The sequence below is a fragment of the Methylobacterium sp. CB376 genome, from assembly GCF_029714205.1.
Lineage (GTDB): Bacteria > Pseudomonadota > Alphaproteobacteria > Rhizobiales > Beijerinckiaceae > Methylobacterium.
This window is the reverse complement of the sequence record NZ_CP121648.1, coordinates 6,938,422-6,956,781: the sequence shown is the minus strand read 5'-3', so window position 1 is coordinate 6,956,781 and position 18,360 is coordinate 6,938,422. Positions and strand designations below refer to the sequence as shown.

The window sequence follows — 18,360 nt, the reverse complement described above, 5'->3', positions numbered from 1 at the left end:
AGAAGCGGCGGGCCTTTGGCCCCCGCAGCCTGCGGTGCGCCGCCCGGCGCGGCGGTGTCCTGCCGCCGGTTCGGGCGGCAGCCTCTCTGGACAGTGACGTGAGCATGATCGAGGCCTCGGACCGCACCCTGTCTGAAGCCCGGCCGGAGGTCGGCCCGGTGCTGATCACCGGCGCGAGCGGCTTTCTCGGACCGGCGCTGGTCGACGTGTTCCGCGCCGCCGGCTTCCCGGTCCGCATCCTGGTGCGGGCGACGAGCCCGCGCACCAACCTGACCTGGAGCGACGTCGAGGTGGCCGAGGGCGACATGCGCGACCCGGCCGCCGCCGCCGCCGCCCTGCGGGGCATGCGCTACCTCGTGCACGCCGCGGCCGATTACCGCCTCTGGGCGCCGGACCCGGAGGAGATCGTGCGCACGAACCGCGACGGCACCCGCGTGCTGATGCGGGCCGCCCTCGACGCGGGCGTCGAGCGGGTCGTCTACACGTCGAGCGTGGCGACGATCAAACCGCACGACGACGGCACGCCCGCCGACGAGCGGCGCCCGCTGACGCCCGAGACCGCGATCGGCGCCTACAAGCGCAGCAAGGTCGTGGCCGAGCGCGTGGTCGACGAGATGGTGGCCCGGGACGGGCTCCCCGCCGTGATCGTCAATCCCTCGACGCCGATCGGCCCCCGCGACGTCAAGCCGACGCCGACCGGCCGCATCATCGTGGAGGCCGCCAACGGCCGGATGCCGGCCTTCGTCGATACGGGCCTCAACCTCGCCCACGTGGACGACGTGGCGGCGGGTCACCTCCTGGCCCTGCGCCGCGGCCGCATCGGCGAGCGCTACATCCTGGGAGGCGAGAACGTGCTCCTGTCGCGGATGCTCGCCGACATCGCGGGCCTCGTCGGGCGCAGGCCCCCGACCATCCGGCTGCCGCGGGCGGCGGTCTACCCGGTCGCCCTCGTCTCCGAACTCGCCGCCCGCTTCACCGGCAAGGCGCCGCTCGCCACCCTCGACGGGATCCGGATGTCGCGTTACCGGATGTTCTTCTCCGACGCCAAGGCCCGGGCCGAACTCGGCTACGCCGCGCGGCCCTACCGGCAGGGGCTGGAGGACGCCGTCGCGTGGTTCCGCCAGGCAGGATACGTCCGATGACCACCGCGACCGAGGCGCGCTCCGGCAAGTCGCACCGCGACGAGAACTTTCCGGTCGCGTCGCACCTGATCCATCCGCGCCACCGGCGGCCGATCCTGGCCTTCTACGATTTCGTGCGCGCGGGCGACGACGTCGCCGACAATGCGGGCCTCGACCCGTCCCGCAAGGTGGCGCTCCTCGACGGGCTCGCGGCGGCGCTGACCGGCACCGGCCCGGACGATCCCGAGGCCGCGCCCCTGCGCGCGGCGCTGGCCGAGCGCGGCCTCTCCCCGCGCCACGCCCTCGACTTGCTCGACGCCTTCCGGATGGACGCGCGCAAGTCGCGCTACGCCAGCTTCGACGAGCTGATGCACTATTGCCGCTACTCGGCGATGCCGGTCGGCCGCTTCGTCCTCGACGTGCACGGCGAGGATCCGGCCGCGACCTGGGCGGCCTCGGACGCGATCTGCGCGGCGCTGCAGATCATCAACCACCTGCAGGATTGCGGGAAGGACTTCTCGCAGCTCGACCGGGTCTACCTGCCGGAGGACCTGATGGCGACGCACGGGGTCGCGGCGGGCGACCTCGGCGCGCCGCGGGCCTCGCCGGGCCTGCGGGCGGTGATCGGCACGCTGGCCCACCGCTGCCTCGACCTCCTGCACGAGGGACGGGCCCTGCCCGACCTGATCGAGGACACCCGGCTGGCGATGGAGATCGCCGCCATCCACCGCCTCGCCGTGATGCTGGCCCGCGGCCTCACGGCCCGCGACCCGCTGAGCCAGCGCGTCCATCACGGCAAGGCCGCCTTCGCGCTGATCGCCCTCGGGGCGGCCGGCACCGCCCTCGCCCGCCGGCCCTTCCGGCGGCACCTCGCCCCCTCCGTCCGGGGAGCCCGCCCGTGACCGCCATCGCCTCCCCCGCCCCTGCCCCGCCGGCGCCGGACGCCCCGGCCCTCCCCGCCGCGGGATCGTCCTTCTACGCGGCGATGCGCCTGCTCCCGGCGGCGCAGCGCGACGCGATGTACGCGGTCTACGCCTTCTGCCGGGCGGTCGACGACGTGGCCGACGACGGCGGCCCGCGCGAGCAGCGCGCGGCCGAGCTCGACCGCTGGCGGGCCGACATCGACGCGCTCTATGCCGGGCGCCCGGTGGCGCGCACCGCCGCGCTCGCCGGGCCGGTGGGGCAGTTCGGCCTGCGCCGCGAGGATTTCCAGGCCGTCATCGACGGCATGGCGATGGATGCCGAGGCCGACATCGTGGCGCCGGACGAGGCCGTGCTCGACCTCTACTGCGACCGGGTCGCGAGCGCGGTCGGGCGGCTCTCGGTGCGGATCTTCGGCCTCGCCGAGGGGCCGGGCCGCGACCTCGCCCACCATCTCGGCCGCGCCCTGCAGCTGACCAACATCCTGCGCGACGTCGACGAGGACGCGGAGCGCGGGCGGCTCTACCTGCCGCGCGAGCGCCTCGCCGCCATCGGCCTTCCCCGGCCGACGCCGGAGGCGGCCCTGCGCCACCCCCGGCTCGGGGAGGTCTGCGAGGCGCTCGCCGCCGAGGCCGAGGCCCATTACCGGGCCTCCTGGCGCATCATCGCGGCCTCGCCGCGCCGGGCCACCAAGGCGCCGCGGATCATGGCGGCGGCCTACCACCTCATCCTCGACGGGCTGAGGGCGCGCGGCTGGGCGGCGCCCCGCCCCCGGGTGAAGCCCGGCAAGCTCGCGCTGGTCGGCGTCCTCCTGCGCCACGGGATCCTGTGATGGCCGGCCGCGTCCACGTCCTCGGCGCCGGGCTCGCCGGCCTCTCGGCGGCCGTGCGGCTGGTCCAGGCCGGCCGGCCCGTCGTCCTGCACGAGGCCGCCAAGCAGGCCGGCGGGCGCTGCCGCTCCTACCACGATCCGGCCCTCGGGCTGACCATCGACAACGGCAACCACCTGCTCCTGTCGGGCAACCGCGACGCCCTCGCCTTCCTGCGCGCGGTCGGGGCTCCGGCCGGGGCGCTGACCGGCCCGGACGAGGCCGCCTTCCCGTTCGCGGACCTCGCCACCGGCGAGCGCTGGACCCTGCGGCCCAATGCCGGCCGCCTGCCCTGGTGGGTGCTCGACGCGAGCCGCCGCGTGCCGGGCAGCCGCGCGCGGGACTACCTCGCGCCGATCGGCCTCATGCGGGCGGGCCATCCCCGCACGATCGGGGAGAGCATGGCCTGCGAGGGGCTGCTCTGGGAGCGGCTCTGGCATCCGGTGCTGCTCGCGGCCCTCAACACCGACCCGCGCGAGAGCGACGCCGCGCTCGCCGCCGCGATCCTGCGCGAGACGCTCGGGGCGGGCGGCCGGGCCTGCCGGCCCCTGGTGGCGATCGAGGGCCTGTCGGCGGCCTTCGTGGAGCCGGCCCTGCGCTTCCTGGAGCGCGCGGGCGCCGAGATCCGCTTCGGCCGGCGCCTGCGCGCCCTCGAGATCGCCGGGGACCGGGTCGCCGCCCTCGCCTTCGCGGACGGCGCCGAGGCGCTGGGGCCGGAGGACGGCGCCGTGATGGCGCTGCCGGCCTGGGTGGCGACCGACCTGCTGCCCGGCCTCGACGCCCCGCAGGAGCACCGCGCCATCGTCAACGCGCATTTCGCGGTGGCGCCGCCCCCGGGTTCGCCGCTCCTGCTCGGGGTGATCGGCGGCCTGACCGAGTGGCTCTTCGCCTATCCGGACCGGCTCTCGGTGACGATCAGCGGCGCCGACCGCCTGCTCGAGACCCCGCGCGAGGATCTCGCCGAGCGGATTTGGGCCGAGGTCGCGCGCCTCACCGGCCAGGCCGGCGCGGCCCTGCCCCGCTGGCAGGTCGTCAAGGAGAAGCGGGCCACCTTCGCGGCCACGCCCGCGCAGGCGGCACGGCGCCCAGGTGCGCGGACGCACCTCGCCAACCTCGCCCTTGCGGGAGATTGGACCGCGACGGGGCTGCCCTCGACCATCGAGGGCGCGATCCGCTCCGGCGCCACGGCCGCGGCCCTTTTCACACAGGAACGATCAGCTCTGCGCGGAGCGGCTTGACGAGGGCCGCGCCGCGTCGGAACAGCTTGAGCATAGGCGGCGTTCTTGCATCGCCGCGAATCAGGGATCCAACCGGCGTCGGGCGCGCCGCCCGACAGGAGAAGGTGAGATCATCGTGGGCAAGGTCGAGACGCTCCACCGCACGAGCACGCAGGACATCACGCTCGACGACGTCGAGCGGCGCGTCACGCTCGCGTCGAAGGCTCTCATGCGGCTCGCGAACGCGGACGGGCACTGGTGCTTCGAGCTGGAGGCCGACGCCACCATTCCGTCCGAGTACATCCTCTACCATCATTTCCGCGGCTCGATCCCGACGGCCGAATTGGAGGGGAAGATCGCCGCCTACCTGCGCCGCACCCAGAGCGCGCAGCACGACGGCTGGGCCCTGATCCATGACGGCCCCTTCGACATGAGCGCGACCGTCAAGGCCTACTTCGCCCTCAAGATGGTCGGCGACCCGATCGACGCGCCCCACATGCGCCGGGCCCGCGACGCGATCCTGCGCCGGGGCGGCGCCGCCCACGCCAACGTCTTCACCCGGATCATGCTCGCCCTCTACGGCGAGGTGCCGTGGACCGCCGTGCCGGTGATGCCGGTCGAGGTGATGCTGCTGCCGCGGTGGTTCCCCTTCCACCTCGACAAGGTCTCCTACTGGGCCCGCACCGTGATGGTGCCGCTCTTCGTCCTGCAGGCCAAGAAGCCGCGGGCCCGCAACCCGCGCGGCATCGGCATCCGCGAACTCTTCGTCGAGGCGCCCGAGCGCGTGAAGCGCTGGCCGGCCGGCCCGCAGGAATCCTCGCCCTGGCGCCCGGTCTTCGCGGCCATCGACAAGGTGCTGCAGAAGGTCGAGGGCTTCTTCCCGGCCGGCTCGCGGGCGCGGGCGATCGACAAGGCGGTGGCCTTCGTCAGCGAGCGCCTGAACGGCGAGGACGGGCTCGGCGCGATCTTCCCAGCCATGGTCAACACCGTGCTGATGTTCGAGGCGCTCGGCTACCCGGACGACCACCCCTTCGCGGTCACGGCCCGCTCTTCGGTCGAGAAGCTCGTCACCGTCAAGGAGCACGAGGCCTACGTCCAGCCCTGCCTGTCCCCGGTCTGGGACACGGCGCTCGCCGCCCACGCCCTGATGGAAGCCGGCGGGACCGAGGCGGAGCGCCACGCCAAGCGCGCCATGGACTGGCTGAAGCCCCTGCAGGTGCTCGACATCAAGGGCGACTGGGCGGCCTCCAAGCCGGACGTGCGGCCGGGCGGCTGGGCCTTCCAGTACGCCAACCCGCACTACCCGGACCTCGACGACACCGCGGTCGTGGTGATGGCCATGGACCGGGTGCAGAGCCGCCGCAGCCCCGGGCCCGACGCGGCCGATTACGGGCTCTCGATCGCCCGCGCCCGCGAATGGGTCGAGGGCCTGCAGAGCCGCGACGGCGGCTGGGCGGCCTTCGACGCGGACAACACCTACCACTACCTCAACTACATTCCGTTCTCGGATCACGGGGCGCTGCTCGACCCGCCGACCGCCGACGTGACGGCGCGCTGCGTCTCGATGCTGTCCCAGCTCGGCGAGACCCGGGAGACCTGCCCGCCCCTCGACCGCGGCGTCGCCTACCTGCTCGCCGATCAGGAGGCGGATGGCAGCTGGTACGGCCGCTGGGGCATGAACTACATCTACGGGACGTGGTCGGTGCTCTGCGCCCTCAACGCGGCCGGGATCGACCCCGCCTGCGAGCCGGTGCGGCGGGCGGTGACCTGGCTCACCGCGATCCAGAACCCCGACGGCGGCTGGGGCGAGGACGCGTCGAGCTACAAGCTCGAATATCGCGGCTACGAGCGGGCGCCGAGCACGGCCTCGCAGACCGCCTGGGCGCTGCTCGCGCTGATGGCGGCCGGCGAGGCGGACAACCCGGCCGTGGCGCGCGGCATCAACTACCTGACCCGCACCCAGGGGGCGGACGGGCTCTGGGCCGAGGACCGCTACACGGCGACCGGGTTCCCGCGCGTCTTCTACCTGCGCTACCACGGCTACGCGAAGTTCTTCCCCCTCTGGGCGCTGGCCCGCTACCGCAACCTCCAGCGGGGCAACAGCCTCAAGGTGGCGGTGGGGATGTGACCCCGGCGGAGGGGCCGGCCCGCCCGCGCGGGCAGGCCGCGCCCCTCCGCGGAGCCTGCGCCTGCCTGCGCGGTTCCTCCATCGAGAGCCGGTCCGACCGGCGGCCGGCGGGATTGCGCGATGACGCTCTTCAGCTACCACGCCTCGCACGAGCAGGTGGCCCCGCGCGACCTCCTCGCCCACGTGCAGCGAGCCGAGCAGGCGGGGTTCGACGGCGCCTTCTCGTCGGACCACCTCCAGCCCTGGTCGGCCGCGCAGGGCCAGTCGGGCTTCGCCTGGGCCTGGCTCGGGGCGGCGCTCCAGGCGACGCAGCGCCTGACCTTCGGGATCATCACGGTGCCGGGCGGCTGGCGCTACCACCCGGCAGTGCTGGCCCAGGCGGTGGCGACGCTCGGCCAGATGTATCCGGGCCGCCTGCCCTGGGTCGCGCTCGGCAGCGGGCAGGCCCTCAACGAATCGGTCACCGGCACGCCCTGGCCCGACCGGCCCGAGCGCCACGCGCGGCTGCGCGAGGGCGCCGAGATCATGCGGGCGCTGCTCGCGGGCGAGACCGTGACCCATCGCGGCCGGGTCTCGGCCCTGGACGCCAAGGTGTGGTCCCGCCCCGAGACGCCGACCCGGCTGGTCGGCGCCGCCACCACGCCGGAGACCGCCGCCTGGCTCGGCACCTGGGCGGACGGGCTCCTGACGGTGGGCAGCCGGCCCGAGGCGCTCGCCCCGATCGTCGAGGCGTTCCGGGAGACCGGCGGCGCCGACAAGCCGATCTTCCTCAAGCTCGATCTCAGCTTCGCCCGCGACCCGGCCGAGGCGCTGGCGCAGGCGCACGCGGCCTGGCGCTTCAACCAGCTCGGCAGCCCGGTCGCCTGGGAATTGCGCAGCCCGGCCGAGTTCGACGCCGCGTCGCGGTTCGTGCGGCCGGAGGACATGCACGCCCAGGTGCTGGTCTCGGCGGATCTCGGCGAGATGACCGAGCGCATCGCCGCCTGCGCGGCTCTGGGCTTCGACAGCATCGACCTGCACCAGGTCGGCGGGGGCCAGGCCGCGTTCATCGACGCCTTCGGCGAGCGGGTGCTGCCGGCCCTGCGCGCCCGCCGGGCGCCGGCGGCGGATTTCGACCCGGCCCTGATGCGGCCGGCCGCGCGGGCCGGGTAGGAGTCCCGCCCGGCGGCCCGTCGCGACGGATTCGGGCGGCCCCGCGGGCCGGCGGGGGGCATGATGATGGACGTGCTGGCGTCGCTGCGCGCCCTCGGCGCGCCGAGCTGCCTGCTGGCCCTCGGCTGCGCGGCCGGCGCCGGGCTGGTCCTCGGGGGGCCGCGGCGCCTGCGCGCGGGCGGGGCTTTGCTCCTCGGCGCCGCGGCGGCGGCGCTCGGCCTCGTCCTGGTCCTGCCCCTGGACCAGTGGCTGCTGCGGCCCCTGGAGGAGCGCTTTCCCGCCGCCGCGGGGCTGGCGCGGGTCGACGGGGTGGTCGTCCTCGGCGGCGCCCTGGCGGAGGGCATCCGGGCGGAGCGCGGCGCGCCGGGCCTGAACCGGGAGGCGGACCGGCTCGTCGCCTTCGCGGCGCTCGCGCGGCGCTACCCGGCCGCCAAGCTCGTCTTCGCGGGCGGCCCGGCCTCGGGGCGGCGGGAGGGGCTCACCGAGGCGCAGGCGAGCCGGGCCCTGCTCGAGGAGATCGGCCTGCCCCCCGGCCGGCTCCTCGTCGACGACCGCTCGCGGAGCACCTGGGAGAACGCCGTCGAGGCCCGCGCCCTGGCGCGGCCCGGGCCCGGGGAGACGTGGCTGCTCGTGACCTCCGCGAGCCACATGCCCCGGGCCATGGGCGCGTTCCGGCGGGCCGGGTGGCCGCCGCTCCTGGCTTGGCCCGTGGCCTACCGCACGACGCGGCGCGGCGCGGCGGCCCTGCGGCCCCTCGGCGCCAAGCTCGCGGCCATCGACCTCGCCGCGCACGAATGGGCCGGGCTGCTCGCCTACCGCCTGCGCGGCCGCAGCGACCGGCTGCTGCCCGCGCCCGAGCCGGCGATCGCCGGACGCACCTGACGTAAGGTCAAGCTTAACCAATCCCGCCCTCGCCGCGCCCTGGCTGCTGGTGCCGCTCGCGGGGCCTCTGGTGCGGGTCGGGCTCCCGATCCTCGGCGCGATCGTGCCCTGCGCGCGCTTCGCGCAGGCCGCGCGCCTGCCCGCCGCGGCGCGGCTCCTGCCCGCCCTCCGACCGCCGCGGCGCGCCCCAGCGGCCTGATCCCGCCCTCACCACCAGGGAACACCGCGATGGCACGGCTCTTCGTCACGAGGGCTCCGGTTTCCTCGGCAGCCTCCTGGTCGGCCGGCTGCTCGCCGGGGGCCCCGAGGGGGTGTTCCATTGCGCGGCCCTCCTCGCCCATGCGGCGCGCGGGCGCCGCGAGATCTGGTCCAGCAACGTCGAGGGAACCCGCTGCCTCGCCCGCGCGACCGCCGCCGCCGGCGTCCCGAACCTCGTCTTCGTCTCCAGCAACTGTCTCTGGGGACACGGCTTCGACCGCCCGGTGCGCGAGGACGACCCGACCGCGCCGTGCGAGATCCACGGTGCCAGCAAGTGGGAGGGCGAGAGGATCCTGGCCGACCACGCGGGCGACTTCGCGGCCGCGATCCTGCGCTCGCCGACCATCATCGACGAGGGGCGGCTCGGGCTGCTCGCCATCCTGTTCGAGTTCATCGCCGAGGGGCGCAGGGTCTGGCTGGTGGGCCGGGGCGGGAACCGCTCCCGGTTCGTCGCCGCCCAGGATCTGATCGACGCGATGCTGCGCGCGTGGCGCGCCCGCATCGCCGGCACCTTCGGCATCGGCGCGGACCATGTCGGCACGATGCGGGACACCTTCGCGCAGGTGGCGGCGGCCGGCACCGGCGCGCGCGGCGCATCTCCCGGCGGCCCCGACCCTGCTCGCCATGCGGCTGGCCCACGCCCTGCGGGTCTCGCCCCTCGGGCCCTACCATGACCGCATGATCACCCAGGATTTCGTCTTCGACACGACCCGCCTCAAGGCGGCGCTCGGCTGGCGCCCGACCCGGACGAACGGCGCCATGCCGCTGTCGGCCTACCGCTGCGACGCGGCCCACCGCGCGGAGATCGCGGCCCGCCGACGCGCCTCGGCCCATCGCCGCGCCGCCGGGATGGGGATCATCCGCCTGCTCAAATGGGTGTCCTGAGGGTTCGGCGGCGGGGCGGATGCGGGCGCCGGGCCCCGCCCGGGACCCGCGATCCTGCCGCAGGCCCGGACCGCCGGCACCCTCCCGCCGCGGACCAGCCCCCGCCGCGCGCCTGCGGTCCGCCCGTGGCAGCGTCGCCACATCCCCGCCCCGAGCCCGCTGGTATGAAGGATGCACCGCGGCGGGATCCCGCCGGTCCCTTCCGCTCACACGGGGCGCCCATCCGCATGATCGTCGTCGAGGACAGTCTCACCGGACCCCATCCCGTGCTGGCCGTGACCGGCCTCGCCCGCGAGGCGCGCCTCGCCGCGGGGCCGGGCGTCGCCACGGTGGGCGCGGGCGGCAATCCCGAGCGCCTGCGGGCCGTCCTGCGCGAGCGGGTGCGGCCCGGCTGCCGCGCGGTGATGAGCATCGGCATCGCGGGCGGGCTCGATCCGGCCCTGGCGCCCGGCGACGTGGTGGTGGCCACCGGCGTGGTCGCGGCCGGCCGGCGCCACGGCGCCCATCCGGACGTGGTGCGGGCGCTGGCCGCGCGCCTCGCGGACGCGCCGTTCCGGGTCCGGCGGGCCGACCTCGCCGGGGAGGACTTCGCCGTGCTCTCGCCCCACGCCAAGGCGGTGCTGCACGTGCAGACGGGCGCGGCCGCCGTCGACATGGAGTCGCACGTGGCGGCGTCCTTCGCGCAGGCGCACGGGCTGCCCTTCTGCGCCGTGCGGGTGATCTGCGACCCCGCCGACCGGGCGCTCCCCGCCGCGATCGCCAAGGCCCTCAAGCCGAACGGCGAGCCCGACCTGCTCGCCGTCCTGTCGGCGCTGGCGCGCCGCTCCGCCAGGGTGGGCGGGCTCGTGCGCCTCGCCCGCGATTCCTCGGCGGCCTTCGCCTCCCTAGGCCGCTGTCGCGCGCTTCTTGGCGTCGGCCTCGGCGTTCCGGATCTCGGAGAGCTTCTGCGCGACGTTGCGTGAGAAGACGAACTCCGCCGGGCGCTGGTTCTCCAGGGAGATCTCCGAGGCCATCTCGCCCTCGGTCCGGATGCCGCGCAGCGCGAAGACGAGCGGCTTCCAGGGCTTGCGCACCGAATCGACCACCGAGGACGCCTCGTAGCCGGAATGCACCATGCAGTCGGCGCACTTCTCGTAGTTGCCGGTGCCGTAGGCGTCCCAGTCGGTCGTCTCCATCAGCTCCTTGAAGGTCTTGGCGTAGCCCTCGCCCAGCAGGTAGCAGGGCTTCTGCCAGCCGAACACGGTCCGGGTCGGGTTGCCCCAGGGCGTGCAATGGTAGGACTGGTTGCCCGCCAGGAAGTCAAGGAACAGGCCCGATTGCTGGAAGGTCCACTTCTCGCGGCCCTTCTGCTTGCCGAGGCGGAACACGCCGCGGAACAGCTCCTTGGTGGCCTTCCGGTTCAGGAAGTGCTGCTGGTCGGGCGCGCGCTCGTAGGCGTAGCCGGGCGAGACGGTGATGCCGTCGATGCCCATCCGGGTCACGCTGTCGAAGAAGTCGGCGATCCGCTCCGGCGCGGAGTTGTTGAAGAAGGTGCAGTTGATCGTGACGCGGAAGCCCAGATCCTTGGCCTTCTTGATCGCCGCCACCGCCTTGTCATAGACGCCGCGCTGGCACACCGACTTGTCGTGCATCTCCTTGTCGCCATCGAGATGGATCGACCAAGTGAAGTACGGGCTCGGCTTGTACTGCGAGATCTTCTTCTCGAGCAGCAAAGCGTTCGTGCAGACGATCGCGAATTTCTTCTGCTGGATGATGCCCTCGACGATCTGGGGCAGGTCCTTGTGCAGCAGAGGCTCGCCGCCCGCGATGACGACGACCGGCGCGCCGCACTCGCGGACCGATTCCAGGGCCTCGTCGACCGGCAGACGCTTGTTGAGAATCTCGTCCGGATAATCGATCTTCCCGCAGCCGGCGCAGGCCAGATTGCAGCGGAACAGCGGCTCCATCATCATCACGAGCGGGTAGCGCTTGCGGCCCGTGAGGTGCTGCTTGAGGATGTAGCCGCCGATCTTTGCGACGTACCGAAGAGGGATGCCCAAGATCGAGGCTCCTTGTCTCGCTTGCAGGGGGATGAACCGAGGGTCCTTAGCGCGAAAAACGGCGGAATTCCAGCAACCTAGGTTCGAATGGCTCTAACCGTTGCCCAAACCCAACGGTCCGGCGACGCTAACCCGCCCTCGCGCGTCGACCAATGCCGCGGGCGCAACCTTGATGCGACGCTGCAGCGCAGCAAGCCACGGCCCGGGCGGCGGCCGGGCGCCGCGCGGCGGCGCAACCGGGCGCCCGGGCGATTCGGTGCCCGTTCCGGGATTCGCTGCCCCGTCCGGACGATTCGCTCCCGCGCGCCGGCCCGTTCGAGACGGGGTGCGGCCCTCCCGGGCGAGGGACGCGGCGCCTCGGGACGGGCCGCGGGAGCGCGTCCTCGCGGGGTCCGGGCGGGCGCGCCGCGCCGGGGACGCGCACCCGTCCGGAGCCCCGCGCGTTGCAATCGCCTCTCGGGGCCACTACTTAGCGCGCCAACGCCCGGGAACGATGCGGGGCGCTCCGGCTTGCCGGACGAGGGCCCCCGGCACCGTGCCCGCCCCGACGCGCGGCGTGCGCAAGCGTGGGGTCGCGGCACCGACGGATCCGGGCGGGAGCGCGCTCCCGGCCCCGCACAAGGTTAGGCTAGACCACGTGATCGAACGGCTCGTCGCGCTCTCCGTCCGCCATCGCTGGCTGGTGCTGCTCGCCTGCCTCGCCCTGACGGCGGCGAGCGCGCTGACGGCGGCGCACCGCTTCCGCATCAACACCGACGTCGAGCGCCTGATCGCGCCCGACGTGGGCTGGCGTCAGGACGAGATCCAGTTCGAGAAGGCCTTCCCCCAGCGCAGCAACCTGCTGGTGGCGGTGATCGACGCGCGCACCCCCGAGCAGGCGGACGAGGCGGCGACGCGCCTCGCCGAGGCCCTGTCGCAGCACAGGAGCCGCCTGCCGGTGGTCTACCGGCCCGACGGCGGTCCCTTCTTCGACAAGAACGGCTTCCTGCTGATGCCGCAGAAGGAGCTGGAGCAGACCACCGAGCGGCTGGTGCAGCAGCAGGGGCTGCTCGGGCCGCTCGCGGCGGACCCGTCGCTGCGCGGCATCCTGCAGGCGATGGGCCTGGGCGCGCAGGGCGTGAAGGGCGGCCAGGCCAAGATCGAGGACCTGACGAGCCCGCTCGGCCAGCTGCGCGACACGTTCGAGAAGGCGCTGAGGGGCGAGCCGGCCCGCCTGTCCTGGCAGCTCCTGCTCTCGGGCGGCAAGGCCGAGACGGGGGATCTGCGCCGCTTCGTGATCACCCAGCCGCGCCTGGACTTCGACGAATTGCAGCCGGGCGCCGACGCCAGCGCGCTGATCCGCAAGACCGCCCGCGACCTCCACCTCACGCCGCAGGACGGCGTGACGGTGCGCCTGACCGGCCAGGTCGCGGTGGCGGACGACGAGTTCGCCACCCTCTCGGACGACGCCCTCCTCAACAACTCGGTGACGGTGGGCGCCATCGTCCTGTTCCTGTGGCTGGCGCTGCGCTCGCCGAGCCTCGTGGTCGCGGTGATCATCACGACCTTCGCGGGCCTCATCGTCACGGCGGCGCTCGGCCTGCTGATGGTCGGCGAACTCAACCCGATCTCGGTCGCCTTCGCGGCCCTGTTCGTCGGGCTCGGCATCGATTTCGGCATCCAGTTCGCGGTGCGCTACCGGGCCGACCGCTTCGTGCAGCCCGACCTGGCCAAGGCGATCCGCTCGGCCGCCCACGGGGTCGGCTGGTCCCTGACGCTCGCCGCGGTGTCGCTGCTGGCGGGCTTCTTCTCCTTCCTGCCGACGGAGTTCCGCGGCGTGTCCGAACTCGGCCTCATCGCCGGCGTCGGCATGATCGTGGCCTACCTGTTCGCGCTGACGCTGCTGCCCGCCCTGATCGCGGTGTTCAAGCCGCGGGGCGAGAAGGAGGAGGTCGGCACCGCCTCGCTGGCCAAGGTCGACCACTGGATCATCCAGAACCGCAAGCTCGTGCTGGTGCTGACCGGGCTCGTGACCGTGGCGGGCCTGCCGCTCCTCTACTACCTGCCGTTCGACTCGAACCCGATGCACCTGCGCAGCCCGAAGGTGGAATCGGTCGCGACCTATCTCGACCTCGCCAAGGACCCGGCCACGAGCCCCAACACGATCGACGTGCTGGTGCCGAACCGCGACGCGGTGCGGCCGATGGCCGAGCGCCTGCGGGCGCTGCCGATCGTCGCGAACGTGATCGACATCGACACCTTCGTGCCCCTGGACCAGGACCAGAAGCTCGCGACCATCGAGGACGCGGCGAGCGTGCTCGGCCCGGTGCTGAACCCGCCCCGCGTGGCGCCGCCGCCGAGCGACCGGGACGTGGTCCAGGCGCTCAAATCCGCTTCGGGCGCCCTGCGCGGCATCGCCGGCAAGGGCGAGAGCGCGCCCGAGAAGGAGGTGCTCGCCTTCACGGACACGCTCGACCGCCTCGCCGAGGCCTCCCCGCAGGTGCGGGAGGCGGCCGCGGCCGCGACCGTGCCGGACCTCAAGGGCCTTCTCGCGCGCCTGCGCGGCCTGCTCTCGCCGGAGAAGATCACCCTGGAGAGCCTGCCCGAGCAGATCCGCTCGGAATGGATCGCCAAGGACGGGCGCGCCCGGCTGGAGGTGCAGCCCAAGGGCAACTCGAACGACAATACGGTGCTGCGCCGCTTCTCCAAGGAGGTGCTGAGCGTGGCGCCGCACGCGACCGGCGCGCCGATCGCCACGACGCGGTCGAGCAGCACGATCCTGGGCGCCTTCATCGAGGCGGGCGCCCTCGCCCTGCTGTCGATCTTCGTGATCCTATCGGTCGCGCTGCGCCGCCCGTGGGACGTGGCGATGGCGCTCGGCCCGCTGGTGCTCGCGACCCTGTGGACGCTGGAGGCGCTCTACCTGATCGGGATGCCGCTCAACTTCGCCAACATTATCGCGATGCCGCTGATGCTGGCCGTGGGCGTGGCCTTCCACATCTACTACGTGATCGCGTGGCGGGCGGGCGTGGCCGACATGCTGGCCTCGAGCCTGACCCGGGCGATCTTCTTCTCGGCGCTGACGACCGGGACGGCGTTCGGCTCGCTGGTCCTGTCGAGCCATCCGGGCACCGCGAGCATGGGCAAGCTGCTCGCGCTCTCGCTGTTCTTCACGCTGGTGGCGGCCTTCTTCATCGTGCCGGCCTTCCTCGGCCCGCCGCCGAAGGCGAAGGGGAAGGACGCGCCCGCCCGGGCCCCGGAGCCGGTGCGGGAGCCCGAGGGCGTGGTGGCGCGCCGGGCGGTGTGATGCGGGATCCGCTTTGATCAGGCGGATCCCGGATCAGGCGAGGAAATCCCCGAACCCGCCCAGGACTGCGCCCGATTCCCTGAGCGCCGCCCGGCTCTCCGGGGCCGTGAGGGCCGCGAGTTCCTCCGCGTAGGCATAGCCCGGCGCCTCGCCCGGGAAGCCGCCCCGCGTCGCCGGATGGGTGTAGAGCTCGGTCAGCCCCGCCGGCAGGTGCCGCAGCAGCGCCGCGACCCGGGGCGGACTCATCCGCCCCGACCAGGCGAGGCCGAGCACGCCGTCCGGCACCAGGAGCCCGGCCCGGCGGGCGCGCCGGCCGAGCAGGGCCGCCCAGGGCGCCGTGTCGAGGGCGAGGCCCGGGGCCGCGCCCGGCTCCGCCCGGCGCAGCACGGCCCGGTCCTCGCGCGGCACGCGCAGGGCCCGCATGCCGTGCGGGCGCCCGATCCGCAGCACCAGGCCGGCGATCACCGGGTGGACGTGGAAGTGCTTGTGCGCGTTGACGTGGTCGAGGGGCAGCCCGGTGGCCCGGTAGGCCTCGAACTGGGCCCGGATCTCGGCGGCGAGCTGGCGGCGGGCGCGGGGCTTGGCCGCGAGGTCGAGGCCGAGCCCGCCCATGTCCCGCCGCAGCAGGCCCTGCCCGTCGACGAGGTCGGGCAGTTCCGCCGCCGGCAGGCACGGCCAGGCCTCGACCATCACGAGGTGCAGGCCGACGCGCAGCGAGGGCAGCCGCCGCGCGCGGGCGACCGCGTCCGCGGCGGCGGGGGCCGCCACCATCAGGCTCGCGGCCGAGAGGATGCCTTCGCGGTGCGCCCGCTCGACCGCCTCGTTCACCTCGGGCGACAGACCGAAATCGTCGGAGGTGACGACGAGGCGCCTGACCTGCCGGCGCCCGTCCCGGGACCGGGGGCTCACGCCGCCTTGGCGCTGCCGCCCGCCTGACGCTCCTTCAGGAAGTGCCAGAACTCGACGCCCTCGCGCAGGCGGCGCTTCATCATCTCGGGCGAGCGCACCATCTCGCCGACGATCGAGGCGATCTTCGGCGCCCGGAAGTAGAACTTCTTGTAGAACTCCTCCACCGAGTTGAAGATCTCGGTGTGCGACAGGTGGGGATAGTGCAGCGGCGCGATCTGCACCCCGTTCTCGTCGACGAGCTCGGCATTGGCCTCGTCGAGCCAGCCGTTCTCGACCGCCTGCTTGTACAGGAAGGTGCCCGGATACGGCGCCGCGAGGGAGACCTGGATGGTGTGCGGGTTGATCCGGGTGGCGAACTTGATCGTCTCCTGGATCGTCTCCTTGGACTCGCCCGGCAGCCCGAGGATGAAGGTGCCGTGGATGGCGATGCCGAGGTCGTGGCAATCCTTGGTGAACTTCTCCGCCACCTCGACCCGCATGCCCTTCTTGATGTTGTGCAGGATCTGCTGGTTGCCGGACTCGTAGCCGACCAGCAGCAGGCGCAGGCCGTTGTCCCGCAGCACCTTCAGGGTCTCGCGCGGCACGTTCGCCTTGGCGTTGCAGGACCAGGTCACGCCGAGCTTGCCGAGCTCGCGGGCGATCTCCTGGGCGCGCGGCAGGTTGTCCGTGAAGGTGTCGTCGTCGAAGAAGAACTCCTTCGTCTGCGGGAACGCCTTCAGGCAGTACTTGATCTCCTCGATCACGTGCCCGACCGAGCGCGTCCGGTAGGTGTGCCCGCCCACCGTCTGCGGCCAGAGGCAGAAGGTGCAGCGCGACTTGCAGCCCCGGCCGGAATAGAACGAGATGTAGGGGTGCTTCAGGTAGCCGATGAAGTAGTTCTCCATCACCAGGTCGCGCTTGTAGACGCTGGTGACGAAGGGCAGCTGATCCATGTCCATCATCACCGGCCGGTCCTCGTTGTGCACGATGACGCCGGAGGCGTTGCGGTAGGACAGGCCCTTGATCTGCGCGAGGTCGCGGCCGTCGGCGACCTCCTTGCAGGTGAAGTCGAACTCGTTGCGGGCCACGAAGTCGATCGCCGGCGCCTTCTCCAGCGAGCCCTGCGCGTCCACCGCCACTTTGGCGCCGATCAGGCCGGCCTTCAGGTTCGGGTTCACGGCCTTCAGCGCCTCGACCGTCGCCACGTCCTGCTTGAAGGACGGGACCGAGGTGTGGAGCACGACGAGGTCGAAATCCTTCGCCTGGGCGGCCACGTCGCCGAGCTTCAGGTTGTGCGGGGGCGCGTCGATCAGCTTGGAATTCTCGACGAGCGCCGCCGGCTGGGCGAGCCAGGTCGGGTACCAGAACGACTTGATCTCGCGCTTGGCCTGGTAGCGGGAGCCGGCGCCGCCGTCGAAGCCGTCGAAGGTGGGGGCCTGGAGGAAGAGGGTGCGCATCGGGGAATTCTCGCGATGAGGTGAGGCCGCCGGGGCGGCCGTCAGGTCGTGGGGGCGCCGGTCTCCTGCGCGAGGCCCGGCTCGGGGATGAGCGTGCCGTCAGCCACAACGCGATAATCGTGACCTTTCCAAGTCACGGCGCCGGAGGCGAAGCACCACACGAAGCCGGCGAACGAGACCAGGTCGCGGATCGGCAGCAGCCAGTAGGGATGCGGGTCGAGGCCGAAGGCCCGCTCCAGCCGCAGGCACAGGACGATGCGGCAGGTGAGCGCCAGGGCGGCGATGGCGAGGCCCTGCGGGCTGGTGTTGGGCATCAGCGCGCCGATCAGGGCGAGCGGGAAGGCGTGGGTGACGAGGCTGCCCGCGTAGCCGGCCGGGTCGACGTTGCGGATGGTCCGGTTCCAGCGCGTCTCGTGGCGCCACAGGTCCGAGAGCGAGGTGTCGACGCAGGTATGCCCGATGGTGAAGTTCGGGATGGCGACGATCCCGCCCCCGGCCCCGCGCAGGGCCGCGCCGAGCGCGTAATCGTCGGCGAGGTCGTCCTTCACCCGCTCGAAGCCGCCGATCGCCGCGAGCGCCTCGGCCCGGAACGCGATGGTGGAGCCGAAGCAGGGCTCGGCCAGGGAGAGGCCGGTGCCGACGAGCACGTTCGGCAGGAACTGCGTGTCGATGGCCAGCGTCGAGAGCTGCGCCCAGACGCTCCGCTCGGCCGGCACGCCGTGATACAGGCAGGTCACCGCCGCCACGCCCGGCCGGCCGAGCTCCGCGACGATGCGCTCCAGGTAGTCCGGGCGCACCACCATGTCGCTGTCGGCCAGCACCACGACCTCGTGGGCGATCAGCCCGGCCATGTTGATCAGGTTCGACACCTTGCGGTTCGAACCGTGCTGGCGGGCGTCGAGCGCGAGGTCGATGCGCAGGTCCGGGTGCTCGGCCTTGAGCCGGGCGACCATCGCCAGGGCCGGGTCGGCGGCGCTCTGCACGCCGAAGATGATCTGGACCGGGCCGGCGTAATCCTGGCGGCAGAAGCTGGTCAGGTTCTCGTAGAGGTTCGGCTCGTCCCCGCAGAGCGGCTTCATCAGCGTGACCGAGGGCCGGGCCGCGCCGGCCGGGAGCGTCGGCGTCGGGCGCCCCGCCGCGCGGCCAGCGAGCCACGCCGCCGCGAGGGCGTAGGCGCAGCCCGCCGCCGCCAGGGTGAGGAGCAGGGTGGAGATCCAGGTGGAGTCCATGAGGGGTTCCGAGGACGCTGGCGGCCGCC

At 73.4% G+C, this 18,360-nt stretch carries 15 protein-coding genes; 11 read left to right on the top strand and 4 right to left on the bottom strand.

The annotated features are described in order from the left end of the window. The first annotated feature begins 104 nt into the window (after window positions 1-104). The 10 genes from hpnA to QA634_RS32040 all read left to right on the top strand — a co-directional run bounded on the left by hpnA (window position 105) and on the right by QA634_RS32040 (window position 10,394). The gene (hpnA, locus tag QA634_RS32085; protein ID WP_012335993.1) at window positions 105-1,142 is read left to right on the top strand and encodes a hopanoid-associated sugar epimerase; all 1,038 of its coding nucleotides are present in this window, start codon (window positions 105-107) and stop codon (window positions 1,140-1,142) included. After that, entirely contained in the window at window positions 1,139-2,023 is an 885-nt protein-coding gene (gene hpnC / locus QA634_RS32080) for a squalene synthase HpnC (protein ID WP_012335992.1), read from the top strand. Before hpnA ends, hpnC begins: the two co-directional genes overlap by 4 nt. Next, window positions 2,020-2,874, top strand: coding sequence for a presqualene diphosphate synthase HpnD (gene hpnD, locus QA634_RS32075; protein WP_012335991.1), 855 nt, complete (start codon window positions 2,020-2,022; stop codon window positions 2,872-2,874). The genes hpnC and hpnD overlap by 4 nt, the downstream gene beginning before the upstream one ends. Next, window positions 2,874-4,148 (top strand): hydroxysqualene dehydroxylase HpnE, encoded by a 1,275-nt coding sequence (hpnE, locus tag QA634_RS32070; protein ID WP_012335990.1) that lies wholly within the window; start codon window positions 2,874-2,876, stop codon window positions 4,146-4,148. The genes hpnD and hpnE overlap by 1 nt, the downstream gene beginning before the upstream one ends. Window positions 4,149-4,263: 115 nt before the next feature. Next, window positions 4,264-6,255 (top strand): squalene--hopene cyclase, encoded by a 1,992-nt coding sequence (gene shc / locus QA634_RS32065; protein WP_012335989.1) that lies wholly within the window; start codon window positions 4,264-4,266, stop codon window positions 6,253-6,255. A gap of 120 nt (window positions 6,256-6,375) precedes the next feature. Next, entirely contained in the window at window positions 6,376-7,407 is a 1,032-nt protein-coding gene (locus QA634_RS32060) for a TIGR03885 family FMN-dependent LLM class oxidoreductase (RefSeq protein ID WP_012335988.1), read from the top strand. Window positions 7,408-7,467: 60 nt separating this feature from the next. Then, window positions 7,468-8,289 (top strand): YdcF family protein, encoded by an 822-nt coding sequence (locus tag QA634_RS32055; protein WP_012335987.1) that lies wholly within the window; start codon window positions 7,468-7,470, stop codon window positions 8,287-8,289. 311 nt (window positions 8,290-8,600) lie between these two features. Further along, entirely contained in the window at window positions 8,601-9,221 is a 621-nt protein-coding gene (locus tag QA634_RS32050; protein ID WP_050777529.1) for an NAD-dependent epimerase/dehydratase family protein, read from the top strand. Next, window positions 9,172-9,432, top strand: a complete 261-nt coding sequence (locus QA634_RS32045) for a hypothetical protein (RefSeq protein ID WP_050777528.1) — start codon at window positions 9,172-9,174, stop codon at window positions 9,430-9,432. Before QA634_RS32050 ends, QA634_RS32045 begins: the two co-directional genes overlap by 50 nt. Before the next feature lie 227 nt (window positions 9,433-9,659). Then, complete coding sequence (locus QA634_RS32040) at window positions 9,660-10,394, top strand: phosphorylase (protein WP_012335986.1); 735 nt, start codon at window positions 9,660-9,662, stop codon at window positions 10,392-10,394. Here QA634_RS32040 and hpnH read toward each other — a convergent pair. Then, the gene (gene hpnH / locus QA634_RS32035; RefSeq protein ID WP_012335985.1) at window positions 10,317-11,471 is read right to left on the bottom strand and encodes an adenosyl-hopene transferase HpnH; all 1,155 of its coding nucleotides are present in this window, start codon (window positions 11,469-11,471) and stop codon (window positions 10,317-10,319) included. The two genes, QA634_RS32040 and hpnH, sit on opposite strands and share 78 nt — an antisense overlap. Before the next feature lie 637 nt (window positions 11,472-12,108). Between hpnH and QA634_RS32030 the strand changes: the two genes are divergently transcribed. Then, the gene (locus tag QA634_RS32030; RefSeq protein ID WP_012335984.1) at window positions 12,109-14,757 is read left to right on the top strand and encodes a hopanoid transporter HpnN; all 2,649 of its coding nucleotides are present in this window, start codon (window positions 12,109-12,111) and stop codon (window positions 14,755-14,757) included. Window positions 14,758-14,790: 33 nt separating this feature from the next. Here the strand turns inward: QA634_RS32030 and hpnK are convergent, their stop codons facing one another. From hpnK to hpnI, 3 genes are read right to left on the bottom strand one after another with little or no spacing between them, the layout of a single operon-like run. Continuing rightward, window positions 14,791-15,666 carry a hopanoid biosynthesis-associated protein HpnK gene (gene hpnK / locus QA634_RS32025; RefSeq protein ID WP_012335983.1) on the bottom strand — a complete coding sequence of 292 codons (876 nt, stop codon included), beginning with the start codon at window positions 15,664-15,666 and terminating at the stop codon, window positions 14,791-14,793. Beyond that, a complete protein-coding gene (gene hpnJ, locus QA634_RS32020) occupies window positions 15,663-17,102 on the bottom strand; it encodes a hopanoid biosynthesis associated radical SAM protein HpnJ (RefSeq protein WP_012335982.1) in 1,440 nt (479 codons plus the stop codon). Before hpnJ ends, hpnK begins: the two co-directional genes overlap by 4 nt. Window positions 17,103-17,143: 41 nt before the next feature. Beyond that, entirely contained in the window at window positions 17,144-18,331 is a 1,188-nt protein-coding gene (hpnI, locus tag QA634_RS32015; RefSeq protein WP_012335981.1) for a bacteriohopanetetrol glucosamine biosynthesis glycosyltransferase HpnI, read from the bottom strand. Between the last annotated feature and the right edge of the window lie 29 nt (window positions 18,332-18,360).

Coding starts and splice junctions, on each gene's coding strand:
- hpnJ (WP_012335982.1), bottom strand. CDS start 17,102: ATGCGCACCCTCTTCCTCCAGGCCCCCACCTTCGACGGCTTCGACGGC.
- QA634_RS32055 (WP_012335987.1), top strand. CDS start 7,468: ATGATGATGGACGTGCTGGCGTCGCTGCGCGCCCTCGGCGCGCCGAGC.
- hpnE (WP_012335990.1), top strand. CDS start 2,874: ATGGCCGGCCGCGTCCACGTCCTCGGCGCCGGGCTCGCCGGCCTCTCG.
- QA634_RS32040 (WP_012335986.1), top strand. CDS start 9,660: ATGATCGTCGTCGAGGACAGTCTCACCGGACCCCATCCCGTGCTGGCC.
- hpnC (WP_012335992.1), top strand. CDS start 1,139: ATGACCACCGCGACCGAGGCGCGCTCCGGCAAGTCGCACCGCGACGAG.
- hpnI (WP_012335981.1), bottom strand. CDS start 18,331: ATGGACTCCACCTGGATCTCCACCCTGCTCCTCACCCTGGCGGCGGCG.
- hpnA (WP_012335993.1), top strand. CDS start 105: ATGATCGAGGCCTCGGACCGCACCCTGTCTGAAGCCCGGCCGGAGGTC.
- QA634_RS32045 (WP_050777528.1), top strand. CDS start 9,172: ATGCGGCTGGCCCACGCCCTGCGGGTCTCGCCCCTCGGGCCCTACCAT.
- QA634_RS32060 (WP_012335988.1), top strand. CDS start 6,376: ATGACGCTCTTCAGCTACCACGCCTCGCACGAGCAGGTGGCCCCGCGC.